The sequence below is a fragment of the Pasteurella pantherarum genome, assembly GCF_049670885.1.
Classification (GTDB): domain Bacteria; phylum Pseudomonadota; class Gammaproteobacteria; order Enterobacterales; family Pasteurellaceae; genus Pasteurella.
Genome location: NZ_CP187173.1, coordinates 1,515,623 through 1,542,112, shown reverse-complemented (window position 1 = coordinate 1,542,112; position 26,490 = coordinate 1,515,623). Strand labels below are relative to the sequence as shown.

22 protein-coding genes and 3 tRNA genes are annotated in these 26,490 nt (G+C 40.1%); 11 read left to right on the top strand and 14 right to left on the bottom strand.

The window, feature by feature from the left end:
• Positions 1-7 precede the first annotated feature (7 nt).
• Positions 8-253, top strand: coding sequence for a hypothetical protein (locus ACPEEM_RS07200; RefSeq protein ID WP_424404699.1), 246 nt, complete (start codon positions 8-10; stop codon positions 251-253).
• A gap of 19 nt (positions 254-272) precedes the next feature.
• Here the strand turns inward: ACPEEM_RS07200 and nrdG are convergent, their stop codons facing one another.
• The 7 genes from nrdG to ACPEEM_RS07165 all read right to left on the bottom strand — a co-directional run bounded on the left by nrdG (position 273) and on the right by ACPEEM_RS07165 (position 9,882).
• Positions 273-740 carry an anaerobic ribonucleoside-triphosphate reductase-activating protein gene (nrdG, locus tag ACPEEM_RS07195; RefSeq protein WP_424404697.1) on the bottom strand — a complete coding sequence of 156 codons (468 nt, stop codon included), beginning with the start codon at positions 738-740 and terminating at the stop codon, positions 273-275.
• 70 nt (positions 741-810) lie between these two features.
• Positions 811-2,937, bottom strand: a complete 2,127-nt coding sequence (gene nrdD, locus ACPEEM_RS07190; protein ID WP_424406453.1) for an anaerobic ribonucleoside-triphosphate reductase — start codon at positions 2,935-2,937, stop codon at positions 811-813.
• Between the two features lie 316 nt (positions 2,938-3,253).
• Positions 3,254-4,654 (bottom strand): cytochrome c peroxidase, encoded by a 1,401-nt coding sequence (locus ACPEEM_RS07185; RefSeq protein ID WP_424408237.1) that lies wholly within the window; start codon positions 4,652-4,654, stop codon positions 3,254-3,256.
• A 202-nt stretch (positions 4,655-4,856) separates the two neighbouring features.
• Positions 4,857-6,155: an adenylosuccinate synthase gene (purA, locus tag ACPEEM_RS07180; protein ID WP_424401528.1), complete on the bottom strand. Its 1,299-nt coding sequence runs from the start codon at positions 6,153-6,155 to the stop codon at positions 4,857-4,859.
• A gap of 295 nt (positions 6,156-6,450) precedes the next feature.
• Positions 6,451-7,803, bottom strand: a complete 1,353-nt coding sequence (gene lysC / locus ACPEEM_RS07175; protein ID WP_424401527.1) for a lysine-sensitive aspartokinase 3 — start codon at positions 7,801-7,803, stop codon at positions 6,451-6,453.
• A gap of 136 nt (positions 7,804-7,939) precedes the next feature.
• Positions 7,940-9,202, bottom strand: coding sequence for a glutamate-5-semialdehyde dehydrogenase (gene proA / locus ACPEEM_RS07170; protein WP_424404341.1), 1,263 nt, complete (start codon positions 9,200-9,202; stop codon positions 7,940-7,942).
• An 8-nt stretch (positions 9,203-9,210) separates the two neighbouring features.
• Complete coding sequence (locus ACPEEM_RS07165) at positions 9,211-9,882, bottom strand: trimeric intracellular cation channel family protein (RefSeq protein ID WP_424401525.1); 672 nt, start codon at positions 9,880-9,882, stop codon at positions 9,211-9,213.
• A 139-nt stretch (positions 9,883-10,021) separates the two neighbouring features.
• Between ACPEEM_RS07165 and ACPEEM_RS07160 the strand changes: the two genes are divergently transcribed.
• On the top strand, positions 10,022-10,831 hold the full coding sequence (locus ACPEEM_RS07160; protein ID WP_424401524.1) for a hypothetical protein: 810 nt from the start codon (positions 10,022-10,024) through the stop codon (positions 10,829-10,831).
• Positions 10,832-10,964: 133 nt separating this feature from the next.
• Here the strand turns inward: ACPEEM_RS07160 and trxA are convergent, their stop codons facing one another.
• Positions 10,965-11,288 (bottom strand): thioredoxin, encoded by a 324-nt coding sequence (gene trxA, locus ACPEEM_RS07155; RefSeq protein ID WP_167383056.1) that lies wholly within the window; start codon positions 11,286-11,288, stop codon positions 10,965-10,967.
• A 113-nt stretch (positions 11,289-11,401) separates the two neighbouring features.
• Positions 11,402-12,511: a methionine biosynthesis PLP-dependent protein gene (locus ACPEEM_RS07150; RefSeq protein WP_424401523.1), complete on the bottom strand. Its 1,110-nt coding sequence runs from the start codon at positions 12,509-12,511 to the stop codon at positions 11,402-11,404.
• A gap of 333 nt (positions 12,512-12,844) precedes the next feature.
• Here ACPEEM_RS07150 and ACPEEM_RS07145 point away from each other — a divergent pair.
• The 3 genes from ACPEEM_RS07145 (at position 12,845) to ACPEEM_RS07135 (ending at position 13,128) form a co-directional block, all read left to right on the top strand.
• Positions 12,845-12,920, top strand: a tRNA-Gly gene (locus ACPEEM_RS07145).
• A 7-nt stretch (positions 12,921-12,927) separates the two neighbouring features.
• Positions 12,928-13,001 (top strand) — tRNA-Cys (locus tag ACPEEM_RS07140).
• A 40-nt stretch (positions 13,002-13,041) separates the two neighbouring features.
• Positions 13,042-13,128 (top strand) — tRNA-Leu (locus tag ACPEEM_RS07135).
• A 246-nt stretch (positions 13,129-13,374) separates the two neighbouring features.
• On the opposite strand, the gene ACPEEM_RS07130 is transcribed toward ACPEEM_RS07135, so the two are convergent.
• Both ACPEEM_RS07130 and fbp read right to left on the bottom strand, forming a co-directional pair.
• Entirely contained in the window at positions 13,375-13,878 is a 504-nt protein-coding gene (locus ACPEEM_RS07130; protein WP_424401522.1) for a hypothetical protein, read from the bottom strand.
• 115 nt (positions 13,879-13,993) lie between these two features.
• On the bottom strand, positions 13,994-14,995 hold the full coding sequence (gene fbp, locus ACPEEM_RS07125; RefSeq protein ID WP_424401521.1) for a class 1 fructose-bisphosphatase: 1,002 nt from the start codon (positions 14,993-14,995) through the stop codon (positions 13,994-13,996).
• A gap of 143 nt (positions 14,996-15,138) precedes the next feature.
• On the opposite strand from fbp, the gene mpl reads away from it, so the two are divergent.
• A complete protein-coding gene (gene mpl, locus ACPEEM_RS07120; RefSeq protein ID WP_424406451.1) occupies positions 15,139-16,512 on the top strand; it encodes a UDP-N-acetylmuramate:L-alanyl-gamma-D-glutamyl-meso-diaminopimelate ligase in 1,374 nt (457 codons plus the stop codon).
• Positions 16,513-16,757: 245 nt separating this feature from the next.
• On the opposite strand, the gene ACPEEM_RS07115 is transcribed toward mpl, so the two are convergent.
• Complete coding sequence (locus ACPEEM_RS07115; protein ID WP_424406449.1) at positions 16,758-18,326, bottom strand: AbgT family transporter; 1,569 nt, start codon at positions 18,324-18,326, stop codon at positions 16,758-16,760.
• Between the two features lie 314 nt (positions 18,327-18,640).
• On the opposite strand from ACPEEM_RS07115, the gene aspA reads away from it, so the two are divergent.
• Entirely contained in the window at positions 18,641-20,059 is a 1,419-nt protein-coding gene (gene aspA / locus ACPEEM_RS07110; RefSeq protein WP_424401518.1) for an aspartate ammonia-lyase, read from the top strand.
• 156 nt (positions 20,060-20,215) lie between these two features.
• Here the strand turns inward: aspA and ACPEEM_RS07105 are convergent, their stop codons facing one another.
• Positions 20,216-21,499, bottom strand: a complete 1,284-nt coding sequence (locus tag ACPEEM_RS07105; RefSeq protein ID WP_424401517.1) for an NAD(P)/FAD-dependent oxidoreductase — start codon at positions 21,497-21,499, stop codon at positions 20,216-20,218.
• Positions 21,500-21,925: 426 nt separating this feature from the next.
• Here ACPEEM_RS07105 and ACPEEM_RS07100 point away from each other — a divergent pair, with 426 nt between their 5' ends.
• The 4 genes from ACPEEM_RS07100 to hflC all read left to right on the top strand — a co-directional run bounded on the left by ACPEEM_RS07100 (position 21,926) and on the right by hflC (position 25,694).
• Positions 21,926-22,189, top strand: coding sequence for a GlsB/YeaQ/YmgE family stress response membrane protein (locus ACPEEM_RS07100; RefSeq protein ID WP_424401516.1), 264 nt, complete (start codon positions 21,926-21,928; stop codon positions 22,187-22,189).
• Positions 22,190-22,700: 511 nt separating this feature from the next.
• Entirely contained in the window at positions 22,701-23,426 is a 726-nt protein-coding gene (locus ACPEEM_RS07095; protein ID WP_424404057.1) for a 4'-phosphopantetheinyl transferase family protein, read from the top strand.
• Between the two features lie 145 nt (positions 23,427-23,571).
• Positions 23,572-24,807 carry an FtsH protease activity modulator HflK gene (gene hflK, locus ACPEEM_RS07090; RefSeq protein WP_424406447.1) on the top strand — a complete coding sequence of 412 codons (1,236 nt, stop codon included), beginning with the start codon at positions 23,572-23,574 and terminating at the stop codon, positions 24,805-24,807.
• On the top strand, positions 24,807-25,694 hold the full coding sequence (gene hflC / locus ACPEEM_RS07085; RefSeq protein WP_424401514.1) for a protease modulator HflC: 888 nt from the start codon (positions 24,807-24,809) through the stop codon (positions 25,692-25,694). The genes hflK and hflC overlap by 1 nt, the downstream gene beginning before the upstream one ends.
• A 202-nt stretch (positions 25,695-25,896) precedes the next feature.
• On the opposite strand, the gene yjgA is transcribed toward hflC, so the two are convergent.
• Positions 25,897-26,436: a ribosome biogenesis factor YjgA gene (gene yjgA, locus ACPEEM_RS07080; RefSeq protein ID WP_424404689.1), complete on the bottom strand. Its 540-nt coding sequence runs from the start codon at positions 26,434-26,436 to the stop codon at positions 25,897-25,899.
• Positions 26,437-26,490 lie beyond the last annotated feature (54 nt).

Here is a 26,490-nt window from a genome sequence, read left to right as displayed (position 1 = left end):
ATTATTTATGTTAAAAGCAAGGATGTTAATGTTATTGCGTTTTTGTTTATCCATAATGGCACAAACAAGATGGCTTTCTAAAATCTCTTACGCATCATTTATTCAGTCTTTCTATGATGAGCCAGAGCTAAAAAAAAGAAAGCTAAAAAAGTGGGATAATATTTCTCTTTCTCATACAGTAAAACGAAATTTACGTTATGGTTGTATTCTGATTGTTGTGGGGAATATTATTATCGCCTTCGCATTATATTAGCGGTAAATTTCTTATTTCATCAAAGTTTAAAACGATGAATGACTTGATTAGCCGATCCACGCCATGCGAGGCTGGGGTCGGCTTTTTCCTGTTCAAACTTACCATCAATCAGCACATCAATATAAGGCAAAATTTGACGCTGAAAGTCGTCTAATTCCTCTAATTTATAGCCCGTCCATACCCAAAGATCTTTATCGGGGCAGGTTTTTTTAATCCGTTTCACGAAAGGCAACAACACGGATAAATTGCTTGGATGTAATGGATCGCCACCCGTTAAGGTGAGCCCTTGTCGTTTAATTCGTGTATCTTGTAAATCCTCAATAATTTGCTGTTCCATGGCATCGTCAAAAGGCACCCCTGCACTAAATGACCAGCTTTTTTGGTTATAACAACCTCGGCACGCATGGGTGCAACCACTGACAAAAAGGGTACATCTTGTGCCTTCGCCGTTCACAATATCGGTGGGATAATACTGCATATAATTCATAGAAAGATCCATATTGTGGTCTTGTGGTTAGCATGCTGACTTCCTCACTTCGTAAGCAAGTCAGTCGGGGCTATAAATGTTTAACGCGACGTTTAACTTCTTCTTGTTTACCTGCATTAAATGGACGGGCATCAGGGCTGCCTAAATAGCCACAAACACGGCGAGTGACGGAGACTTTTTCGCTGTCATGATTGCCACATTTCGGGCATGTAAAGCCCTTGCTTGTGCATTCAAATTCGCCTCTAAAGCCACATTCATAACACTCATCAATCGGGGTATTGGTGCCGTAATAAGGGACACGTTCATAACTGTAATCCCAAACATCTTCCAATGCTTTAAGATTGTGTTGAATATTGGGGTATTCGCCGTAGCAAATAAAACCACCATTGGCAAAGGATGGGTAAGGCATTTCAAAATCGATCTTGTCATACGGATTGACTTTTTTCTCCACATCTAAATGGTAGCTGTTGGTGTAGTAACCTTTATCTGTAACCTTATCAATTATACCGAACTGTTTGGTATCTAAACGGCAGAAACGATCGCAGAGATTTTCACTCGGTGTGGAATACAAACTGAAAGCATAGCCCGTTTCTTGTTTCCATGCTTGCACGGCTTGGCTGAGATATTTCACAATGGCAACCCCTTTTTCACGCAATGTGTCATCATCATAAATATGGGCTTGACCATAGAGGGCATGAATGGTTTCGTGAATGCCAATGTAGCCAAGGGAAATAGAGGCTCGCCCATTTTTAAAAATTTGTGCCACATTATCATCGGCATTCAAACGCACGCCACAAGCCCCTTCCATATACAAAATAGGGGCGACTCGGGCTTTGGTATTTTCTAAACGGGCAATGCGAGTCATCAACGCCTTTTTAGCAATGGTGAGACGTTGATCCAATAATTGATAGAAGCGAGCTTCATCACCTTTCGCCTCAATACCGATACGTGGCAAGTTGAGGCTGACCACGCCTAAGTTATTGCGACCATCATGAATCTCTTTTCCGTCTTCATAATAGGCACCTAAGAAACTGCGACAACCCATAGGGGCTTTGAATGAGCCCGTCACTTTAACAACCTGATCATAATTTAAAATATCGGGATACATACGTTTAGCCGCACATTCTAAAGCTAATTGTTTGATGTCGTAGTTTGGATCGTCTTTGCTTTGGTTAATCCCTTTTTTGACACTAAAGACCAGTTTAGGGAAAACAGGGGTTTTGTGATTTTTCCCTAATCCACGGATTCGATTAAGTAAAATTGAACGTTGAATTAAACGTGCTTGCCATGTGGTGCCTAAGCCGAAGCCAAAGGTGACAAACGGGGTTTGCCCGTTGGAAGTGTGTAAGGTGTTGACCTCATATTCTAACGATTGGAAGGCATCAAAACATTCTTTTTCGATGAGTGCCTTGGCATAGCCTTCCACATCAGGAACTTGCCATGTTTGGGCAGTTTTGATGTGTTTTTCATAACTTAATTGCACATAAGGAGCCAACACTTCATCAATGCGATTAATGGTGGTACCGCCATAAATATGGCTAGCGACTTGGGCAATAATTTGTGCACTCACTGCGGTTGCGGTGGTAATGGATTTGGGTGGCTCAATTTCTGCATTCCCCATTTTAAAGCCATTACTGAGCATGCCTTTGAGATCCACCAGCATACAGTTAAACATGGGAAAGAAAGGGGCATAATCTAAGTCGTGATAGTGAATTTCTCCCTTTTCATGTGCCTCAACCACATCACGCGGTAAAATGTAACGTTTCGCATAATGTTTTGCCACAATACCCGCTAATAAATCACGTTGTGTGGGAATGACTTTGGCATCTTTATTGGCATTTTCATTGAGTAATTCCACATTGCTTTGTTCAATTAAGCCTTCAATTTCTTGGGTCAACTGACTGCGTTTCTCACGGGCAAGATCACGATCATGACGATATTCAATATAAGCACGTGCGATCTCGGGGTATTGACCAGACATAAGATGGTTTTCAACAATTTTCTGAATATCATTAATATCAATTTCTTGTTGATAACGAGTAAAAATTTCATCGCAAACTTGCTGACCGACAGTATGGCAATAGCGTTCATCGTCAATATTGACCGCTTCAGCCGCTTTTTTAACGGCATTGATGATACGCTGAACTTCAAAACCTGTGCGTGAATTATCACGCTTGATGACAAAGAACGTTGACATATTTTTTTACCCTATTGTTATGTATGACTCAATAATCGAAAGCACTATATATAGTAACAAATAGATTTTCAACCACTACATATTGTGTTTTATCTGTGCATTTAAAGGTAAAAAATCCGCCATTTTAAGAGTTACTAATTGGTTTTATTGGGAAAAATTATCTTTAAAAGTGATAATTATTCTCAAATAAATTTTGTAAAAGTGTGATCTAGATCAAACTTTTTTGGAAAAAAGTGCGGTGCTTTTTATGAAAGTTTTGTTAAAAAAAGACCTAGCCAGAGCTAGGTCAAAACAGGAAGTCATATTATTAAAAAATTTATTGGGTTTCTTTGGTTAATAATTTACCTTGATATTCTCCCGTTAATGATTCTAAGAACGCGGCAATATCTGCCACATCTTTTTCTGGCAAGGTTTTACCACTTTGATAGTGGAGCATAATACGTACGGCTTCTTTCAAATCGTCTGTTCGTGCATCATGCATATAAGGGGCGGTTAATGCCACATTACGTAATGTTGGCACTTTGAATTTATGCATATCCGCAGGATTTTGTGTATGAGCAAAACGACCTTGGTCTGCATCGGTTAATGGTGTGCCTTTTGCCGCAAAGTAATCATCAAATAAGCCCATGTATTCAAAAGATTGTCCGCCCATTGCCACACCCACATGGCAAGTATCGCATTTATGTTGCTCAAATAACTCATAACCTCTTAATTGTGAGGCAGTTAATGCATTCATATCGCCTTTCAGATAGCGATCGAACGCACTATTTGGGGTGATTAAAGTTTTTTCAAACTCGGCAATGGCATCGGTAATATTGGCTTCGTTAATTGTTGGATAAACCGCCAAGAATTTTTGTTTGAAGGTTTCATCTTGTTCAAACTTGGCAACAATCTCATCCCATGTTTTTGAGCCCATTTCGACAGGGTTAAGAGGAGGTCCCCCAGCTTGTTCAGCCAAATCTTTTGCTCGACCGTCCCAGAATTGGGCTGTATTAAAGACGGCGTTATACACCGTTGGTGAGTTGATTCCCCCTTTTAAGCCATGAATCCCGACGGAGACATCTAAGCCATCGACCCCGCCGTTTTGTAATTGGTGACAGGTATGACATTGAACGGAACCGTCAGCCGATAAACGACCATCATGATAGAGTAAATAGCCTAACTCAACTTTACGTTCATCCGTTGTTAATGTTGTTGGAATGGGTTGCACGAGGCGAGTTGGGCTGGTGCCTGCGGTATTTTGTGGGATAAAATGCGTTTTACGTTGTGTGCGAATCCAATTTAATAGGCGTGCTTTTTCATCACTATCAGGACGAGTTCCCCAGTGAAGATGCACAAATTTGGCAATAGGCATTTCGTCATTAATCAGCACTTGTTCTAATTTGGCTAAACTGACTTCAGACAGTTTTGTCGGATCTTTTAAGCCTTCGATGAGATCATTTAGTAAAAAGACACGAGTCCCTTTTGAAATATCCTCTTGCATGATTTTATCTACGATGGGGAATTTTGAGTAGAAAGGTAAGTCTGCATTAGACGTATGACAATATTGACAGCCATTGTCATAAAAGATTTTTGCAATGTCTTTCGCTTCGCCTTTTAGGGCTTTTTCGGTGAGAAGTTTCGCAGATTGTTCCTTATCAAAAAGATGAACATAGCTTACGGTGCCTAAGAAGCCCACCGTTGCGATCGCAACTGCAGATAAAATTAATTTTTTAATTTTCATAGTTCATTTCCTTCGTTATGGTAAGCCTTTGTATATTAACACTACAAATAATGAGGAATGTTGATCTAAATTAAAAAAATCAATTCAATAAGTCTATGAAATCAATTAGTTAAATCTATGAATTTTGATAGGACATAAAAAATGGAAAGCCAGCATTGACTTTCCATTTATAAAGTGCGGTATAAATTGCTGAAGATTATTCAGCGAAAGGATCACGTAAGATCATGGTTTCCACACGATCAGGACCCGTTGAAAGAATATCAACAGGAACACCTGTTACTTCTTCAATACGTTTAACATAGTTGCGACAGGCTTCTGGTAATTTTTCCACATCGGTCACACCAAAAGTATTTTCTTTCCAACCTGGCATGGTTTCGTAAATCGGTTCAACGCCTTCCCAATCTTTTGCTGCGAGTGGGGCATATTCAACAATGTCACCATTTGGCATTTTATAGGCTACGCAGATTTTTACTTCTTCAAACCCATCTAACACATCAAGTTTTGTCATACAAAAACCTGAGATAGAGTTAAGTTGAATAGCACGACGAATTGCTACAGCATCAAACCAACCACAACGGCGTGGACGCCCCGTGACGGCACCAAATTCATGACCTTTACGGGCAATTTCTGCCCCCACTTCATCAAATAATTCTGTGGTGAAAGGACCACTTCCTACACGGGTGCAGTAGGCTTTGATAATGCCTAATACATAGTCTAAGTTACGAGGACCAAAACCCGCACCTGTTGCCACGCCACCTGCGGTGGTATTTGAACTGGTCACAAAAGGATAAGTACCATGGTCAATATCTAACATTGTGCCTTGTGCACCTTCAAATAAGATATTGTCCCCATTTTGGCGAGCTTTGTCTAAAATCGTGGTGACATCTGCTACCATGCCTGTAATGATATCCGCAACCGCCATTACTTCATCAAGGGTTTTTTGGAAGTCAACTGCATCTGCCTTGTAGTAATTTACGAGCTGGAAATTATAGTATTCTAGGATATTTTTTAATTTCTCTGCGAAGGCTTCACGGTTAAATAAATCGCCAACACGTAAACCACGGCGAGCCACTTTATCTTCATAGGCAGGACCAATACCACGACCTGTGGTACCGATTTTATTTTTACCTAATGCGGCTTCACGAGCATGATCCATTGCGACATGGTAAGGGAGAATTAATGGACAAGCTTCAGAAATTAACAGACGTTGACGAACATTAATGCCACGGCTTTCGAGCTCACCCATTTCTTGCATAAGTGCGGCGGGTGAAAGTACAACACCGTTACCAATTAAGCAAGTGACATTATCACGTAAGATGCCTGATGGAATTAAACGAAGTACCGTTTTTTCACCATTAATAATGAGAGTGTGACCTGCATTATGACCACCTTGATAACGAACAACGTATTTCACTCGGTCAGTAAGTAAGTCAACAATTTTTCCTTTACCTTCGTCGCCCCATTGTGCGCCTAAGATAACAACACTTTTTCCCATAGTATTCCGCCTTTAAGCTTTTATGTATAAATAAAATGAACAGCGGAGTACTTTACTATTTTCTGGCATTAATCTCAATCCATTTGTGGTGTTATTTGTGAATTTGTGAAAAGGCGAGAAAGCAGATACAAAGGTGGGAAATCAAGGGAAGAAGGGGAAAATTATCTTATTCGCCGTGAGTTTTTGGGATGAAATTTCGTTTTTATCTTAAGCGGATGACAGAAATAGCTTTGTAAACAAACTGTTGGGAGAACGAGAGCATTCTCCCAAAGTTTGTTTGTGTTATTTCCCTTTATTATTCAAATAATGTTTGATGGAGAGAAGACACCACCTCATTAGCATGTTCGCTTTGTACTAACATGCACACATTATTGGTGCTAGCACCGTAGCTAATGCTGCGAATATTGTAGTCTTCAAGGGTGTTAAAGATTTTTTTCGCCACGCCTGCAGAAATATGCAGATCATTCCCAATTAAGGCAACTAAAGATAAGCCCGTATCGACTTTCACTGAACAGACAGTACTTAGTTCCTCTAGGAGGTGATTAGACAGTAATGCATTACCAGAAGAGGCTGAACCTGTTTTATCTAAAGTTAAGGCAATGCTGACTTCGGAGGTCGTCACCACATCCACAGAAATTTTGTGCTTCGCTAGGATACTAAACACATTCGCTAAAAAGCCTTGTGCATGTAGCATATTGAGGCTAGATAGGGTAAGGAGAATTTGATCACGACGTAGGGCAATTGCTCGGAAAGTTGGGCGAGGTTGCGGATCACGTGTAACCCAAGTTCCCCCCGCTTCAGGTGCCTTACTTGAGCCGACATAAACAGGAATATTGCTACGCACAGCAGGCAATAAGGTTGAAGGGTGTAAGACTTTTGCACCGAAGGTGGCCATTTCAGCGGCTTCTGAAAAGCTAATGGTATCGATACGTTTGGCATTTGGCACAATACGGGGATCGGTACTATAAATTCCTGCCACATCGGTCCAGATTAACACATCGTTTGCTTTGAGCACTTCAGCCAATAATGCCGCAGAATAATCACTGCCGCCGCGTCCTAACGTGGTGGTTTTTCCTTCGGGATCTCGTCCGATAAACCCTTGTGTAATGATGAGCTCACCACGATCAAGCAACGGTTTGAGAATATTATCGCTATTTTTTTGTGTTTGTTCATCATTTGGAATAGCTTTACCAAAGTGGCTATTGGTAGCGACAATGCGGCGTACATCCACCCAAGTGGCTTGAGTGTTTAATTCTCGTAACACTTCCACGAAAATTAATGACGACATCATTTCCCCTTGGCTAATCAGCTCATCGGTTAATGCGGTAGAGGTGGCAAGACTCGCCGCTTCGGCAAGTGATTCAATGTTAGAAAGAATTTTTTCAATTTTATCACGCACAAAACGATCGTCTTTCAAGGCATTTAGGATATTTTCTTGAATTTGGCGGATTTCGTTAACAAGCTTGAGTCGTTCGGTACTATCACAACCATTGGCTAAGGCAACGAGTAAATTGGTCACCCCTGCTGAAGCAGAAAGTACCACAACACGGGTTTTAGGGTCGTTGATGACAATGTTAGCACAAGCTTGCATGGCACAATGATTGGCGACACTGGTGCCACCGAATTTCGCAACGGAAAGGTAAGACATAAATAAGATTCCTTCTTTTATTTTTATAGGATTGTTGTGTTATTCATAAGAAATAACAATTTGCAAAAAAATTGTCAAATAAATTCTAAAAGATTTTATTTGACAATAATAAAAGCATTATTTTATTAAACAATATTTATGTTCGACAGGTATAATCACCCGTGCAAACCCATTTATACGTGGTTAAGGCTTCTAACCCCATTGGACCACGTGCGTGTAATTTTTGGGTGCTGACAGCCACTTCTGCCCCTAAACCAAATTGCCCTCCATCGGTAAATCTTGTGCTGGCATTCACATATACCGCAGCAGAATCCACTTGTGCAATGAATTGTTGAGCGAGCTGTTGCGAGCTAGTCAAAATGCCGTCAGAGTGTTGGCTGCCGTATTCACGGATATGTGCAATCGCATGCGGCAGATCCTCAACCACCACGACATTGAGATCATAAGAAAGCCATTCTTGGCGTAACGCTTGTTCTTGGACTGGCAACACCTCAAGTGGGGCGTCTTGAAGGAGAGAAAGTGCGGTAGAATCTGCATGAATTTTGACGTTTTTCGGGGCAAGATGTTGTGCCAATTTAGGTAAAAATTGTGCCGCAATGCTACGTTGTACTAATAAGGTTTCCAATGTATTGCAGGTGCTTGGACGTTGTGTTTTCGCATTTTCGATTAACGGCAAGGCTTTATCTAAATCAGCACTTTCCTCTACAAATAAGTGGCAAACCCCAATCCCGCCGACAATCACAGGAATGGTGGAATGCTGTTTACAGAGTGCATGTAACCCCGCCCCTCCACGAGGGATAATCATATCGACGTAGCGATCTAATTTTAATAATTCCATCACTAACGCACGATCTGGATCGGTAATGGCTTGTACCGCATATTTGGGCAAGCCTGCTTGTGCTAAAGCATCTTGCACCACCTTAACTAAAATGCGATTGGAATGCTGGGTTTCTTTTCCCCCTCGTAAAATCACGGCATTGCCTGTTTTTAAACAAAGGCTTGCGACATCAATTGTCACATTCGGACGGGCTTCATAAATGGTGCCAATCACGCCGAGTGGAACACGCACGCGTTCGATTTTTAATCCGCTGTCTAATATGCCACCATCAATGACTTTCCCAACGGGATCCGCCAACGACATCACATGGCGTACATCATTTGCAATATGGGTTAAACGATCTTTTGTTAATAACAAACGATCAATGATGGCATCGGATAACCCGTTTTGTTTTGCTGCCTCAATATCTTTGGCGTTTTCAGCCAAAATGGCCTCTGCTTGGCTTTCTAATTGTTCTGCAATGCGTTGCAAAGCATGATTTTTTTGAGGTTGGGAAAGTTGAGACAAGATAAATGCCGCCTGTTTAGCTTGTCTTCCCATCTGTTCTAAATGGATACTCATAATGCCACCTATTTTGTTTTCGTTGGTAATTTGTCGTTTGTTGTGTTTTTCGAAATGGGTTGTTCTTGATAATCGAATACTGGCAATCCCCATTCAAAATAAATTGCGAGTAAACGGGCGATAAAGCCACTGACTAACGTGATGATAATCACCAGATTTTGATCGATCTGGAGTTGTTGCAAGCCAATGTAAATTGCCGTCGCAATCAAAGCGATACTGGCATAAAGTTCTTTTTGGAAAACTAACGGAATACGATTACACAAGAGATCACGTAACACGCCACCAAATGCTCCTGTGATAATGGCGGCGATGGTAGCAATGGTAAATCCATGCCCCATGTCTAAGGCAATTTGTGCCCCAATAATCGAAAATACGATCAAACCTAAGGCGTCTAACACTAAGAAAATTGTTCGGAAATAACGCATAAACTGGCGAATGAGTGGGGCGACAACAACTGTAAGCACGGCGGCGGTAGCCACAATTAAAAAATATTGCGGATTTTTCACCCAACCTAGAGGATAATGACCTAACAGCACATCTCTGACTGAGCCACCTCCGATTGCGGTCATTGAAGCAATGATAATCACACCAAAAATATCCATTTTTTCACGACCTGCCGCCAACGCCCCCGTGATGGCTTCTGCAGTAATCCCAATAATATATAAAACGCTCAGTAGCATAGAAATTCCATATCAAAAAGTGCGGTTAAAAATGTGATTATTTTAGAGAGGAATCTATGAAAATGATAGGAAATTTTGACCGCACTTTTGAATTCTTGCATAATTGTCAGACTCTTTGTCTTTTAAGCAGGAAAAAATTATGTCTGAAGAAAAACAGCCTGTGTTTTTTACCGCACTGATTTCATTATTCCCTCTTCTTTTATTGTTAGGGATTGATCTTTTTGCCCTTTTTTTACAACCTTATACCAAAGCCATTTCTCATTTAGCCTTCGCTATCTTAACCGCACAATTGCTCTGTTTGATCGTGTTTCGTCAAGGCAAAATTTGTCCAGGGCAACGCTCACGTTTAATTCGAGTGAATGCCTATTTGGCATTATTTTGGGGCGTTTGGCTGTTATTAAGCCTATTTTCTAATTATCATTTTGTCCTAACGGATGTGGTGTGTCTTGCGGGGATCATTATGCTGATTGCGATTTGGAAACAGCCTGAAGATGAACAATTAAGAAACACGATGTTAGTGATGGCAATGATCGCTGGCGGCTTGGGCATGTTGGCTTATTTGCTGATTTTTGTAGAGATTCCCACCTTATTTTTTGTGCAATACAGTCCATTTAGCCAAATGCTTGCGGGGCTTATTTTAGCCAATCTTGCCTTAGTGATTGCTAAAAATCGTTTACAAGGTTTTATCGCCTTGTTGCCTTTTGGCATGTTGATCATGTTATTTTGTAATGCCCTTGCCGTGTTAGTGATTCTTTTTCAAGCCTCAGGTGCGGTCTTTTTTGCCAATGAATTTGCCTTTATTTTATATTTCATCTTGCATTTGTTTATTGTGCTGATTCTTGCCGTTCATATTTTTAAACAATGGACATTATCTTATTTAACCTTAAACCTTTTACTCTTGCTCTCGGTTTCATTGCCTGTATGGAGTTGTTTTGCGTATATTCAATAAGTCATGTTAACTGTTTGAGGCTTCTCCGTTCCGCACACAAAAAGAAACCCACTTTTGCGTTGAGTCACAAAAGTGGGTTTTATAATAGACTTTCCAAACTTTACTTAGAAATGACTGAGTGACCGAGTCAATATTAGATGTTTTGGTTAATAAAATTAGCCAATTGATTTTTTGGTAATGCACCCACTTGGGTCGCAACCGCTTTACCATCTTTAAATAACACTAAAGTTGGAATGCTACGCACACCTAATTGTGCAGGGGTTTCTTGGTTTTCGTCGATATTGATTTTTACTACTTTCACTTTACCCGAAAATTCCGCTGCAATTTCATCCAAAATAGGTGAAATCATACGGCAAGGACCGCACCAAGGCGCCCAAAAATCTAATAAAACAGGCACATCAGAATTTACCACATCAGCCGCAAATGTTGCGTCAGTAGAATGTAATACTTCCATCATTTTTTCCTTTTTTGTTAATAATATGTTCTATAATTAGCATGATTGTTATCATTTCAAGCGTTAATGATAATATCACAAGCATAATGCAAATCAATCTGTTAAAGTGGGAAAAGCTATTTTAACTGTGCGAAAGCTTGTAACAAATCCGCTTTGATATCTTCCACATTTTCTATTCCCACAGAAAAACGCAACAGACGGTTACAAATACCACGTGCAATACGTTCTGATTCAGGAATATCCATATGGGTTTGTGTGGCGGGATAGGTAATAAAACTTTCTGTTCCCCCCAGACTTTCTGCAAAGGTAATCAATTTAATGGCTTTCAAAAATGGATTCACCCAATTTTCATCTTGCAAGCGGAAAGACAACATCCCCCCTTTGTTTGGATATAACACATCTTTGACTTGGGGTTGAACAGCTAAAAATTCCGCTAAGGCTTTCGCATTTTTTTCATGACGTTCCATACGCAAGGCTAAGGTTTTCATGCCACGAATCGTCAACCACGCATCAAACGGAGAAAGTACAGGTCCCGCCCCATTTTGAATATAGAATAATCGTTCACAAAGTTCTGTTCCTTTCGCAACGATCAGTCCAACTAAGGCATCATTATGACCTGCGATATATTTTGTACCACTATGGATGACAATATCTGCACCATGTTCAAGTGGTCTAAATAAAACAGGGGTTAAGAAAGTGTTATCCACAATCAGCAATAGGTTGTGTTTTTTGGCAATTTTTGCAATGGCATCCACATCACATTCTTCCATTAATGGATTTGATGGGGTTTCGATAAAAATCGCTTTCGTGTTTGCCGTGATGGCAGCTTCAATATCGGCTAGTGAAGCTGTATTGACATAAACAGGTTTTACGCCATGAGTATTTTTATAAGCAAAGTCTAATAAGCGGTAAGTGCCACCATATACATCACTAGACACAATCCATTCATCAGGTGCGGCAAATAAGCTCATTAATAATTGAATTGCCGCCATGCCAGAAGCACAAGCAAAACCACGTTCTCCCCCTTCTAATTGTGCAATGGTTTCTTCTAATACTGCACGAGTTGGGTTTTTGGTACGTGTGTAGTCATATCCCGTGCTTTCCCCAATCCCAGGGTGACCATAGGCAGTTGAAAGAAAAATGGGTGTAGAAACCGCGCCCGTGCGTTCATCTGTTCGATTACCTGCTTGGGCTAATAGGGTATCAATTGAATAGGGTTGTGTCATGATTTACTTCCTCATTAAAATTTTTTTAAAATCCACCGCACTTTCGTTTCGTTTTCAATATCGTGGATGGTGAAAATCAAGCGTAGGCAGAGATTTATTTTATACAAAAGAATTTCCACATTTTGGCATAAACTGAATAACGATAAAATAGCTTTTTTTATAAAGATATGCGACATCATGCAGATAAAAAAGTCAAAAAATAGGTGCAATTTTGCACGGTTATCTTGTTTTTTAAACAAATTGAATCTTTTTTCAACGAACGAGAAAATTTTTTTAAAACAACCGTTGACAGAAATTTATAAATCAGTAGAATGCACCGCACTAACAGCGAATGCGGGAATAGCTCAGTTGGTAGAGCACAACCTTGCCAAGGTTGGGGTCGCGAGTTCGAGCCTCGTTTCCCGCTCCAAACTAACGGCGTGTTAGCAAAGCGGTTATGCACTGGATTGCAAATCCATGTAGCTCGGTTCGACTCCGGGACACGCCTCCATCGCTGATGCAAAGTTAGTTAAAAAAGTATTAAATCGTCCGCCCGAGTGGTGAAATCGGTAGACACAAGGGATTTAAAATCCCTCGCTTTTCGAAGCGTGCCAGTTCAAGTCTGGCCTCGGGCACCATTTAAAACTTCAAGCAATGCAATAAGAAGAAAATAAGACAGTCGCATGATGCGGCTTTTTTTATACCTGAAATTTTTCATTTCTTTTCCCTTTTCCTTTCATTTCTTTTTATCTAAATAAGCCATTAAAAGCCATTAAGATGCAATGGGGCAAGGATTGTATTTGAGGTGGATGGGGCAAATGGAGATAAAGTGGAGATAAAAAGAAACCCACAGATGAAGATCTTGTGGGTGCTTTGTAGGGCGTTTAATTATCGGGAATCACAATTCGGGATCCGTCTTCAAATTCAATGGCTCTTGCGATAATTTCCACTTTAATTTCATTGTTTGGATTTTTGACTAAATGCTGATTGCTTTCGTGTAATTTTTTGATTAACACCATTTCCGAAATAATTTGTTCTTTTTGTGGATTTAGTTTTGCTTCAAAGGTAATGGGAAAATTATGTGTATAGAGTGAGTTAGCGTTCCAAATATAAATGCTGTCCCAGTAAACGCTTTTAATCGATTTATCACTTAAATTTTTGATTTTATAACTCATGGTGGTGATTTCATCGTTATTCTTATCTTTGGTGATTTGCCTATTCATTGGGATAATTTTCACTGATTTATTGAATTGTTCTAATGAAAAAAGGCGAGAGGCACTGGAGTGGGTTGAAGCTGAGCTTTTGTCATTATGTTGTTTATAACAACTGAAAAGAATTCCAGTTGTGATCATTAAAAGACCAAACATAAGTAACTGTTTTATTCTCATAAACGGCTTTCCTGGTAAACATAAATCAAAACACTGACAATTTTTGAGCCGGCTATAATAAGGAAACAAATAGAGCCAGTCAAATGAATTGCTGGCTCTTTTAATTTCTTTACATTTAATCAAATTCTTTTAGGAAATCTTGTGCTTTTTTAACCATTTCTTTGGAACCAATAAAGAGAGGCACACGCTGATGCAACTCTGTTGGTTGAATATCCAGAATTCGATGATAACCATCACTTGCCATGCCGCCTGCTTGTTCTGCTAAGAACGCCATCGGGTTGCCTTCATATAATAGACGAAGTTTACCATTTGGGTAATTTGTGGCACTTGGATAGATGTAAATGCCCCCTTTGAGCATATTGCGATGGAAATCCGAGACTAAAGAGCCGATATAACGAGACGTATAAGGACGCTGTGTCGCTTTATCTTCTTCTTGGCAGTATTTGAGGTATTTTTTGACACCTTGTGGAAATTTTAAATATTGTCCTTCATTAATGGAATAAATTTTGCCATTTTCGGGAATTTGGATATTTTCATGAGATAAGCAAAATACGCCTAATGAAGGATCATAAGTAAAGCCATTCACGCCATTGCCTGTGGTATACACTAACATGGTGGAAGAACCATAAACAATATAGCCAGCTGCGACTTGACGATTCCCTGGCTGCATAAAATCTTCGAGAGTCACGGGGGTGCCAATAGGTGAAATACGACGATAGATTGAAAAAATGGTGCCAACCGCCACATTGACATCAATATTTGATGAGCCATCAAGTGGGTCGGTGAGAATCACATATTTGGCATTGCGGCCTCGTTCTGTATCAAAGGCGACAAAATTTTCTTCTTCTTCGGAAGCAAAGCCAGCCACTTCTTCACGGCTCATTAATGCTTGCTTCATGGTGTTATGGGCAAACAAATCCAATTTCATTTGTGTTTCGCCCTGTACATTTTCGGCACCTGAAGTGCCGATGATGTTATTGGTTAATCCTGCTTTGTTAATATCTCGATGAATCACTTTTGCGACTAATCGAATAGAAGAGAGGATCCCACTTAATTCTCCTTTTGCATTCGGATACTCGGCTTGCTTTTCAACAATAAATTGCCCCAACGTTTTCATATTTTTTCCTTATTATTAATAAATTTACTCATTTGATGAGTTGTTTTATTATATCAACCTTAAGTTTTTCATAAAAAAGTCGAATGTTAACAATGTGATCTTCGGCACATTTTTTATGAAAATTGTTCAACAGAGATGAAAAAATGACAACAAAACATATCCACATTTTAGGAATTTGTGGCACGTTTATGGGCGGCGTTGCAATGATTGCAAAACAGCTTGGCTATAAAGTGACGGGGGCGGATACCAATATTTACCCACCGATGAGTACCTTCTTAGCTGAAAATGATATTGAAATTATTCCTCATTTTGAGGTGTCACAACTCACACCTGCACCAGATATGGTGATTGTGGGCAATGCTATGAAACGAGGTAATCCTTGCGTTGAGTATGTGTTGGAACATCGTCTACCTTATACTTCTGGTCCGCAGTGGTTACATGATCATTTATTACGTGATCGTTGGGTATTGGCGGTTTCTGGTACACATGGTAAAACCACCACCACAGGTATGTTAAGCTGGATTCTTGATAAGTGCGGGTTAAAACCAGGATTTTTAATTGGGGGGATTTCAGGAAATTTTGGCACATCCGCCCGTTTAGGGGAAAGTGATTATTTTGTGATTGAAGCCGATGAATATGACACGGCATTTTTCGATAAACGGTCGAAATTTGTGCATTACAATCCCAAAACGCTCATTATTAATAATCTTGGATTTGATCATGCAGATATTTTTGATGATTTGAAAGCTATTCAGCGTCAATTTCATCATATGATTCGTACAATGCCTGCAAGTGGGCGAGTGCTTTCTGTGGCAAATGAGCCAAGTGTCAAAGCCACACTGGATATGGGCTGTTGGTCAGAAAAACAATTTCTCGGACAAGGTCAAGCATGGTATGCTGAACGCTTACGCAATGACAGCACCTTATTTGCGGTCTTTCATCATGGTGAAAAGGTCGCCGAGGTGTCTTGGAATGTGGTCGGGCAGCATAATATGCACAATGCATTAATGGCAATTGCGGCAGCCTATCATGTAGGGGTGCCGATTCAAGCTGCCTGTGAGGCGTTATCCAGCTTTGTGAGTCCGAAACGTCGCTTAGAAGTGAAAGGTGAGGTGAATGGCATTACGGTGTATGATGATTTCGCCCATCACCCTGCTGAGATTTTAGCGACCTTAACCGCCTTACGAGATAAAGTTGGGGGAGGCGTGCGGATTTTAGCCGTGCTAGAACCTCGTTCTAATACGATGAAAATGGGGGTGCATAAAGATGAAATCGCCCCAGCATTAGGTCGTGCCGATCATGTTTTTATTTTCCAACCAGAAAATATTGGTTGGGAAGTCGTGGATATCGTCAGCCGTTGCGTTCAACCTGCCATTTGGACGATGAATTTGGATAAATTGGTGGATTTGATTGTGGCGGAAGCAAAACCAACAGATCATATTTTAGTGATGTCAAACGGAAGCTTTGGCGGTATTCATCAAAAATTGTTAGATAAGTTATCGCTAAAAACAACCTAATCTTGTTCCTGCCTAGGATTTAGGCAAGGCAAACTGACGTACTCTAACGGCAGTTTGCCTTTTTTTTCGGTTTGAAGCTGACTTGTTCTGAGCGGTACTCAAAACTTTTTCAAAACACACCGCACTTTAGCCTATTGATAGGCTTTTGAGAGGAAAAAAGGCAAAGAGGGAAATCGTAGGGGTAATGGTCAACCTCTAGACTGTCGCCTAGAGGTGAATTGCCTCGCTGATTGAGGTCTTTGCCATTATTGTGCTGGGTAGAACATCGGGGCGTTTGGTCCTACGGGTAACCCAAACACAAAAACCCAAATAAAGAACATGGCAGACCACGCCACCAAGAAGGCGATGGAATAAGGCAGCATCATGGAAACGAGCGTGCCGACCCCTGCCTCTTTTTTATATTTCAAGACCGTTGCCATAATTAAACCGAAATAACTCATCATGGGCGTAATAATATTGGTGACGGAATCACCAATTCGATATGCCGCTTGAATCACTTCTGGTGAATAGCCTGTCAGCATTAGCATTGGCACAAAAATAGGGGCGGTAACAGCCCATTGTGCGGAGGCGGAGCCAATCATCAAGTTAATAAAGGCACAAATTAAAATAAATCCCATAAAGAGAATCCCACCGTGTAAGCCTGCTTCCTTCAGGAAATTTGCCCCTTTTACCGCAATGTATTGACCGATATTTGTCCAGTTGAAGAACGCCACAAATTGTGAAGCAAAGAAGATGATGACAAGGTATAACCCTAAGGTGCTCATTGCCTGTGCCATTGCATTCACCACATCTTTTTCAGAGCGAATGCTCTTGGTAACGACACCATATACCGTTCCCGGGACGGCAAAGAGAATAAAGATGAACGCCACAATGGATTTTAAGAAAGGTGAACCCGTGATTAAGCCTGTTTTAGGATCTCGCAAAATGCCATTTTCAGGCACGACAGTCCAGGCTAATAACGCACATAAAATAAAAAATACCAACCCAGCATATTTGAGCCCTTTACGCTCTAATGGCGTAACCTCATTTGAATGTTGAAGATCCATTTCTTCTTGCGATAACTGGCTGTTATAAGGCCCTAATTGCGGTTCAACAATTTTTTCAGTAATGAAATAACCGATAAAGGCAATCACAAAAGTACTGGCTGCCATAAAAAACCAGTTTGCTTCTGGTCCAACGGTATAGGTTGGATCAATAATTTGTGCTGCTTGTTGCGTAATGCCCGCCAATAAGGGGTCAATCGTCCCGAGTAATAAATTCGCAGAATAGCCACCAGATACCCCCGCAAAAGCCGCTGCAAGACCTGCCAACGGGTGGCGACCTAAAGAGTGGAAAATAATGGCAGCCAGTGGAATTAACACCACATAGCCTAATTCCGAGGCGGTATTTGACAAGATCCCAGCCAAAACAATGGTAAAAGTGGTTAATTTGCGAGGTGATTTGGTGACTAACAAACGCATCACCGCAGATAAAAGCCCCGATTTTTCAGCAATTCCGACCCCTAATAATGCCACTAATACGGTGCCTAACGGGGCAAAGTTGGTAAAGTTTTTCACGAGTTGCGTTAAAATTTTGCTCAACCCCTCGGCATTGAGCAAACTCACCACATAAATCATACCGTCTGCCGCACGCCCTTTTGCCCCTTCAGGACGAGGATCGGGAACGGAGAGCCCTGCATATTCCCCTAATGCAGAGAAAATTAAGAGTAATACAATGAAAATCATAAAAAGTGTTACGGGGTGGGGTAACATATTGCCTAGCCATTCCACCGTGTGCAGAAATTTACTGCCTTGCTTTTTTTGTGTTGTTGTCATATGGAATCCTTCTTTTTATTATGAATGATTTTTACCCAAGCCAAAATCTATCATGTTATGCTGGTTATTTAAACACCAACTTTAACAAACTGTTAACAAGATCAACTTATTTACCTGAAAATGTGGTGATGCCACGCCTTTAAGTGGCTAACGCATTGTGTTTTCTACCTCTTTTGGATTAGAAAAAGTAATCCGAAAGATAAAAATATGTCGTAGGGAGGAAAAGGGAAAATGTGATGATGATCAAATTCTTAGCCAATTCCTTTCCCTATAATAGTCAATAACTTGTTCATCGCTGAAATGGAGGAAAATAAATGACAGCAACAAGAACAGAAGTCGATTTACTTGGTGAACGTGAAATCCCAGCAGAAGCTTATTGGGGCATTCATACTTTAAGAGCGGTCGAAAATTTCAAAATTTCCAATACGGTGATTTCAGATATTCCTGAATTTGTTCGGGCTATGGTGATGGTAAAAAAAGCCACGGCGTTAGCAAATGGAGAGTTAGGGGCGATTCCGAATAAAATTGCCAAAGCCATTGTTGCTGCCTGCGACAACATTCTTACAACAGGAAAATGTTTAGATCAATTCCCATCGGATGTGTTTCAAGGCGGTGCGGGCACCTCGGTTAACATGAATACCAATGAAGTGGTGGCAAACTTAGCCTTGGAGTTTTTAGGTCATAAAAAAGGGGAATATCAATATTTAGATCCGATGGATCATGTGAATGCAAGCCAATCCACGAACGATGCCTATCCAACAGGTTTTCGCATTGCCGTTTATAGTTGCATCATGAAATTAGTGGCAAAAGTGCTTTATTTACAACAAGGTTTTGAGAATAAAGCCAAAGAGTTTTCGCATATTCTGAAAATGGGTAGAACGCAATTGCAAGATGCGGTGCCAATGACAGTAGGACAAGAATTTCAGGCATTTTCTATTTTGTTAGATGAAGAGGTGCGTAATTTAACTCGCACGGCAGAATTGCTGTTAGAAGTGAATTTAGGGGCGACCGCCATCGGAACCGGGTTAAACACACCAAAAGGTTATGCCCCTTTAGCGGTGAAATATTTGTCGGAAGTGACAGGCTTCCCTTGTGTGTTGGCGGAAAACCTCATTGAAGCGACGTCTGATTGTGGGGCTTATGTGATGGTGCATGGTGCATTAAAACGGACCGCTGTGAAATTATCTAAAGTATGTAATGACTTACGTTTGCTTTCTTCTGGTCCTCGTGCGGGCTTAAATGAAATTAATTTACCAGAATTACAAGCAGGATCTTCCATTATGCCAGCCAAAGTCAATCCTGTTGTGCCAGAGGTCGTCAACCAAGTATGTTTTAAAGTCATTGGTAATGATACGGCGATCACCTTTGCGGCAGAAGCTGGGCAGTTACAGCTTAATGTGATGGAGCCTGTGATTAGTCAAGCAATGTTTGAATCGATCTCCATTTTGTCGAATGCCTGCGTTAATTTACGTGATAAATGTATTGATGGCATTACGGTGAACAAAGAGGTGTGTGAAAACTATGTATTCAATTCTATCGGTATTGTGACGTATTTAAATCCATTTATTGGTCATCACAATGGTGATTTAGTGGGTAAAATTTGTGCCAAAACAGGACGAAGCGTCAAAGAAGTGGTGCTTGAAAAAGGCTTACTGACCGAAGCAGAGTTAGACGATATTCTTTCAGTGGAAAATCTGATGAACCCAACCTACAAAGCAAAATTGAATAAATAATTGTTCAAAATAGGTTTAAAACTCACCGCACTTTTTGCTTTAAGAAAAGTGCGGTCTTTTTTTCAACATATTAAGATCGGCTGTTCATACATAAAAAATGCGGTAATTTCTACCGCACTTTTTATTTTGTCCTTTTGAATGTCTATGCTTTTGTGATTAGTGCAGTTTCATGGTTGGTCTTAAAAAACGGTTAATCCGTCCAACTAACATGATCAATCCTGTTTTAATACAGCCATGTAATGCCACTTGGTGCATGCGATAAAGGGACAAATACATGACACGGGCAATTTTGCCTTCCACAAACATCGATCCTTTGGTTAAGTTCCCCATCAAACTGCCTACGGTACCAAAGCGAGAAAATGATACTAATGATCCTTTATCATCGAAGACGAAAGATTTCAGCGGTTTTCCTTCAAGTTGGGCAATAATATTTTTTAAACAAACAGTGGCCATTTGATGAGCCGATTGTGCTCTTGGTGGAACAGGTTTACCATTTGGTTGCATTAAAAATGCACAGTCGCCAATCACATAAACGGAATCATCGGTTAATGTTTGTAAGGTATCTTTAATGGCAATTTGGTTGATTCGGTTGGTTTCAAAGCCAAATTGTTTGGTAATTTCAGGGGCTTTAACACCTGCTGCCCAAACCATTAAATCCGCCTCAATTTTTTCCCCTTTATTGGTGATCAAACCATCAGCCGTGGCTTCTACCACGGCAGTATTTGTCATCACTTTCACGCCGAGTGCCCGCAATTCTTTAATGGCGGATAAGGAAATTCGCTCTGGTAAAGCGGGTAATAAACGTTCACCTGCTTCTAATAAGGTGACTTTTAGACTGGTATTGTTTAATTTACCGAAGCCATAAGAATGCAAATGTTTCACGGCATTATAAAGTTCGGCAGAAAGCTCAATACCTGTCGCCCCTCCGCCCACCACGGCAATTTGGACTTCTTTTTCATTGTTATTTGAAAATTTCAAGAAGAGTTCCATCATACGTTGATGGAAAATTTTGGCTTGTTCAGAACTGTCTAAGAAAATGCAATGTTCTGCGACACCTGGGGTATTAAAATCATTTGAGCGGCTACCAATCGCAATGACCAATTTGTCATAAGGAATGGTGCGTTCTGCCACTAACAACACGCCTTTATCATTATAGATAGGGGCAAGTACTACCGTTTTCTCTTCTGGATTCACACGACTCAACTCACCTTGCTGAAAATCAAAATAATGATTTTTTGCATGTGCACGGTAGCTTAATGCATCTGTACCATCATCAAGTGATCCTGTTGCTACTTCATGTAGTAAAGGTTTCCATAAATGGCTGACATTTTTATCAATTAATACCACATGTGCTTTTCCTTTCTTGCCGAGTTTATTGCCAAGCTGGGTCGCTAAGGCTAAACCGGCTGCACCACCACCAACAATCACGATTTTTTGCATATTGCTTACTCCCAAAGTAATATAAAAAAATAACTTATAAATTTTAGCCCTTTATTTCGAGAAAGCTAGGTATTTTTGCGAAATAATTTTAATCATTTAAAAAATGATGTGTGATTTTCCCCGCTTGCTATTGCCCGATTAACTGACCATTGAACGAGGTTTTTTCATCAGAATGGCATCCTATATTGAGACGATAACATAAAAAAGCGTCTATAAAATAGCAATTATTTGATTAAAATTAAGTCAATTGATGTGCTTTTGGTTGTTTTAACACCGATTGTGTTGAATTTTTGTTAAAATCTGTTATGGTTATTTTTGTATAAAAAATGTATTGAAGACTGAACATTGCAGCTTACATGGCTTATACAAAAACAATTTTTTTAAATTGATTATTTTTAAATAAACACACTCATAGAGGAGAAAAATATGGGTTGGATTTCAGCTATTATCGTAGGTGCTTTAATCGGTTGGATTGCAGAAAAAGTCATGAAAAGTGATATGGGTCTGCTAATGAATATCATCATCGGTATTATTGGTTCATCACTTGGTCGCTGGATATTTGGGGACGTGTTAAATATCGGTGCGGCACACACTGCGGGTAGCTTCAGCTTTACAGGCTTATTATTTGGTGTACTTGGTGCAAGCGTACTGATTTTCTTACTCCGTTTTTTCAAAGTGATGTCAAAATAAAACATCACCCACTTAAATGAAGAATTGATAAAAAGCCGAGTTTACTCGGCTTTTAAATTGTCTAACGCGTTCTAAATCATCAGTAAGAAGCGTGATCGGATAAGTCGATAACGAAATAACGCCTACCTAAATAACCTTGAGATAACAGGTTGCTCAAGCTTTCCTGCTTTTACATCAACGCCATCTAAAACGTTTCTATAACAGGGAAAAGGCGGTGTTTTTAACCAGTTTGGATGGAAATACGCAAGCAGCACGATATCTTTTTGCCTTTTTGGCGTGAGATAATTGTTGCTAACTTGTTAATAAATAGATGGAAAATTCATCTTTTTATCAATTTCTACGCTTTGCATAAAGGTGAAAGGTTTTTGTTAGATGTTGCATGGGTAAAAGAGGGATTTATTAAATCATTCTCGGGTGTGATTTGTAAATTATGGCAGCACAAAACGGGATTAATGTTAGAATAGGCAACCATTAACGATTTTACATGATATCAATTTATAATAACGAGATGATGACTACCTATATTGCTTGGGGAAATATTGAACAATCTTACCCGTTTCATGAGATTCCTCAGGAATTATTAACTGATAAACTTTTTCAACCAATAGATAGCAAAAACGTAAGGGTTCAACGTCGGCACCGTAGCCGTTGGGTGGCACATTTTTTCCTGTGGGAGCTGCTCAAAATGTCTCAAAAACCGACCGCACTTTTAAAAAGCATTGATTACACTGAAACAGGCAGACCAGAGCTACCTTGTGATGATGTGGATTTTAATATTAGCCATTCTGGTGAGTGGGTGGCGGTGATTTTGCATGTGGCGAATTCAAGCAAAAGTTCGGTGGGGATTGATATTGAATATCCACAAAGAAAAAGAAATTATCCAGGCTTATTAGCCCATTTTACCCCCGTTCAGGAGCAGGCTTGGTTTGCTCGTCAGCCTGCGGAAAAGCAAGATTCTACCTTTTATTTGAGCTGGTGTTTGCGAGAGGCTGTGCTGAAATCTCAAGGAAAAGGGATCGTCAAATTATCCACGGTAAAACATGATCCGATTTTACAACAGATTGAATCCGATGATTGCCCTGAAGGACAGCTTGTGTTTACCGAAGAATTACCTTTTTATTTGGCATTTTTTGTTAATCAAGTCGGTGCATTGCAAGTCAATTGCTGGCATTGGAGTGGTCATCAATTGTTGCCCACCCATTTACAGCAACATCTGATTTATCAGGTTAATCGCTAAAAAGGTTTTTTCTTTCGCCGCACTTTAAATTGCATAAAAATATCCCCATTTAATCACGAGTTTCGTTAGACTTAACTGCATATTTTGTTTAGACTGTGGCAATTTGTTTAAACTGATAACAATTTTTTGACAAATGGAGAACGTAATGTCATTGAACGGTTCAGATCAAGATCCTTGGGGCAAACCCGGGCAAAAGCAACCTGAAAATCCTCGACCAAACAATAAGAGCGATGAAGGTAACAATTGGAATGATCATTCTCGAGGAAAGCAAAATAATCAAGAGCAATCCCCACCTGATATTGAAGAAATGTTTAATAATCTATTGAAAAAGCTAGGCGGAAATGGTGGACGAAATCCTCAATCAAATCATGGCGGTTCAATGAAGTTAGGAAAATTATTACCCATTGCGGCAGTGATTGGTGCATTGGTGTGGGGGATCACGGGTTTTTATACCATTAAAGAAGCAGAACGTGGCGTGGTGATGCGTTTTGGTAAGTTAAATACCATTGTGCAACCAGGTTTGAACTGGAAACCAACCTTTATTGACCGTGTGATTCCTGTCAACGTGGAACAAGTGAAAGAATTAAAAACACAAGGGTCGATGTTAACGCAAGATGAAAACATGGTCAAAGTAGAAATGACCGTGCAATACCGTGTGCATGATCCTGCGAAATATTTATTCAGTGTTACCAATGCAGACGATAGTTTAAATCAAGCCACAGACAGTGCATTGCGTTATGTCATTGGTCATATGTCCATGGATGATATTTTAACCACAGGACGGTCAGTGGTGCGTGAAAATACGTGGAAAACCTTAAATTCGATTATTGAATCCTATGATATGGGATTGGAAGTGGTCGATGTAAACTTCCAATCGGCACGTCCACCAGAAGAAGTGAAAGACGCCTTTGATGATGCCATTAAAGCACAAGAAGATGAACAGCGTTATATTCGTGAAGCGGAAGCTTATGCACGTGAACGTGAGCCTATTGCACGAGGTGATGCACAACGTATCTTAGAAGAAGCGACAGCATATAAAGATCGTGTTGTGTTAGATGCAAAAGGGGAAGTTGAACGTTTCCAACGTTTATTACCTGAATTTAAACTTGCACCACAATTATTGCGTGAACGTTTGTATATTCAAACCATGGAAAAAGTGATGTCAAATACGCCGAAAGTGATGTTAGACGGTAATAATGGCAATAATTTAACGGTATTACCTTTAGAACAAATTTTGAAAGGCAAAGCCACAAAAGGCACTCAACCAAAGGTTGTCGAGGAAACGAAACCAACAACCCGTATTGAAACGGCACCCGTTAATCCTACGCCTTCTGTTTCACAATCAAGACAAGAAAATATTCGCCAAGGGAGATTTAATTAATGCGTAAATTTTTAACCCCTGTCATCGTTATTATTGCCGCACTCTTGTATTCTAGCATTGTGATTGTCTCTGAAGGGACTCGTGGCATCATGTTGCGTTTTAGCAAAGTACATCGTGATGCAGACAATAAAGTGGTGGTTTATAATCCAGGTTTACATTTTAAAATCCCATTTATTGATTCCATTAAGATTTTAGATGCACGTATTCGCACCCTTGATGGTCAAGCAGATCGCTTTGTTACCGTAGAGAAAAAAGACTTGCTTGTTGATTCCTATGTGAAATGGCGTATTAGTGATTTTGGTCGTTTTTATACCGCAACAGGCGGTGGTGATTATGCACAAGCTTCAAACTTACTACGCCGTAAAGTGAATGACCGTTTACGTTCTGAAACAGGTTCTCGCACCATTAAAGATATTGTGTCAGGAACACGTGGAGAGTTAATGGAAGGGGCACGTAAAGCATTAAATACAGGGGCAGACAGTACCGCTGAATTAGGGATCGAAGTGGTGGATGTCCGAGTAAAACAAATTAACTTACCTGATGAAGTGTCTTCATCTATTTATCAACGTATGCGTGCCGAACGTGATGCCGTTGCCCGTGAACATCGTTCCCAAGGTCGTGAAAAAGCGGCGTTTATTCAAGCTGATGTGGATCGCAAAGTCACCTTGATTTTGGCGAATGCCAACCGTTCAGCTCAAGAATTACGAGGTTCGGGCGATGCGATTGCAGCGAAAGTGTTTTCTGATGCATTTTCTCATGATCCTGAATTTTATAGCTTCTTAAGAAGCTTGAAAGCCTACGAAAGTAGCTTTGCCAATTCATCAGAAAATATGATGATTTTAAAACCCGATAGCGAATTCTTTCGTTTTATGAAAGCTCCGCAATAGTCGAAAAGGGATAAATCAGGCGTAGATCTTCGGATTTACGCCTTTTTTGTTTGGTGTGTTTCTATTTCTATTTCTATATTCTATTGTGGATTGCTGTCTCAAGATTTAAAAAGTGCGGGGGATTTTAGAAAAGTTTTGTAGCTTGCTGGTTGTCAAACCCCATGAAAAAGGCACGGTATTTTGAGGTGCCGTGCCTTGGGGATTATTCTTCAAACGCCAATTCTTTGAGGTATTGGAAAATTTCTCGATAGGCTTTTGGCGGTTTGTTTTGTTCTTTTTCTTTTTGTGCAGTTCGAATTAACGTACGTAAATGTTGACTGTCCGCTTGCGGATAGTCATTCAAAAATTGAGTCAATGCATGAGGGGTTTCAATCAGGTGATCTCTTAACATTTCAAGTTTGTGTAACATGGCTTGTTGTTGATTATGTTTATTTTCAAGCTTTTCAAGGGCTTCTTGAATGGGTTCGGGATCAATACTGCGTAACAATTTACCAATATATTGTAGCTGACGACGTTTGGCTTCTTTTTGTAAACGCTGTGCTAATTCAATCGCTTCAAGTAATTTGTCTTCTAAAGGGACTTTTTCCAGTTTAACTTTGGTTAAATTCACCAATTTTTCACCGAGTTTTTTGAGGGCTTCGGCATCACGTTTAATTTCGCTTTTACTTACCCAAATAATTTCTTCTTGATCGTCCCAGTCTGGCGTTTCCCAATCAATTTTATTTTTGCCACGCTTTGCCATGTTCTTTCCTTCATCTCACAAAAAATAAAGCAACATTTTAGCATGAAAATCTAA

Bases quoted from the DNA above. Each gene is read 5' to 3' on its own strand.
- ACPEEM_RS07095 (WP_424404057.1), top strand. From the start codon at position 22,701: ATGACTACCTATATTGCTTGGGGAAATATTGAACAATCTTACCCGTTT.
- purA (WP_424401528.1), bottom strand. From the start codon at position 6,155: ATGGGAAAAAGTGTTGTTATCTTAGGCGCACAATGGGGCGACGAAGGT.
- ACPEEM_RS07165 (WP_424401525.1), bottom strand. From the start codon at position 9,882: ATGCTACTGAGCGTTTTATATATTATTGGGATTACTGCAGAAGCCATC.
- hflK (WP_424406447.1), top strand. From the start codon at position 23,572: ATGTCATTGAACGGTTCAGATCAAGATCCTTGGGGCAAACCCGGGCAA.
- ACPEEM_RS07200 (WP_424404699.1), top strand. From the start codon at position 8: ATGTTAAAAGCAAGGATGTTAATGTTATTGCGTTTTTGTTTATCCATA.
- ACPEEM_RS07150 (WP_424401523.1), bottom strand. From the start codon at position 12,511: ATGACACAACCCTATTCAATTGATACCCTATTAGCCCAAGCAGGTAAT.
- trxA (WP_167383056.1), bottom strand. From the start codon at position 11,288: ATGATGGAAGTATTACATTCTACTGACGCAACATTTGCGGCTGATGTG.
- ACPEEM_RS07100 (WP_424401516.1), top strand. From the start codon at position 21,926: ATGGGTTGGATTTCAGCTATTATCGTAGGTGCTTTAATCGGTTGGATT.
- aspA (WP_424401518.1), top strand. From the start codon at position 18,641: ATGACAGCAACAAGAACAGAAGTCGATTTACTTGGTGAACGTGAAATC.
- mpl (WP_424406451.1), top strand. From the start codon at position 15,139: ATGACAACAAAACATATCCACATTTTAGGAATTTGTGGCACGTTTATG.
- nrdG (WP_424404697.1), bottom strand. From the start codon at position 740: ATGAATTATATGCAGTATTATCCCACCGATATTGTGAACGGCGAAGGC.
- ACPEEM_RS07130 (WP_424401522.1), bottom strand. From the start codon at position 13,878: ATGAGAATAAAACAGTTACTTATGTTTGGTCTTTTAATGATCACAACT.
- hflC (WP_424401514.1), top strand. From the start codon at position 24,807: ATGCGTAAATTTTTAACCCCTGTCATCGTTATTATTGCCGCACTCTTG.
- fbp (WP_424401521.1), bottom strand. From the start codon at position 14,995: ATGAAAACGTTGGGGCAATTTATTGTTGAAAAGCAAGCCGAGTATCCG.
- ACPEEM_RS07105 (WP_424401517.1), bottom strand. From the start codon at position 21,499: ATGCAAAAAATCGTGATTGTTGGTGGTGGTGCAGCCGGTTTAGCCTTA.
- nrdD (WP_424406453.1), bottom strand. From the start codon at position 2,937: ATGTCAACGTTCTTTGTCATCAAGCGTGATAATTCACGCACAGGTTTT.
- ACPEEM_RS07115 (WP_424406449.1), bottom strand. From the start codon at position 18,326: ATGACAACAACACAAAAAAAGCAAGGCAGTAAATTTCTGCACACGGTG.
- lysC (WP_424401527.1), bottom strand. From the start codon at position 7,803: ATGTCTTACCTTTCCGTTGCGAAATTCGGTGGCACCAGTGTCGCCAAT.
- proA (WP_424404341.1), bottom strand. From the start codon at position 9,202: ATGAGTATCCATTTAGAACAGATGGGAAGACAAGCTAAACAGGCGGCA.
- ACPEEM_RS07160 (WP_424401524.1), top strand. From the start codon at position 10,022: ATGTCTGAAGAAAAACAGCCTGTGTTTTTTACCGCACTGATTTCATTA.
- yjgA (WP_424404689.1), bottom strand. From the start codon at position 26,436: ATGGCAAAGCGTGGCAAAAATAAAATTGATTGGGAAACGCCAGACTGG.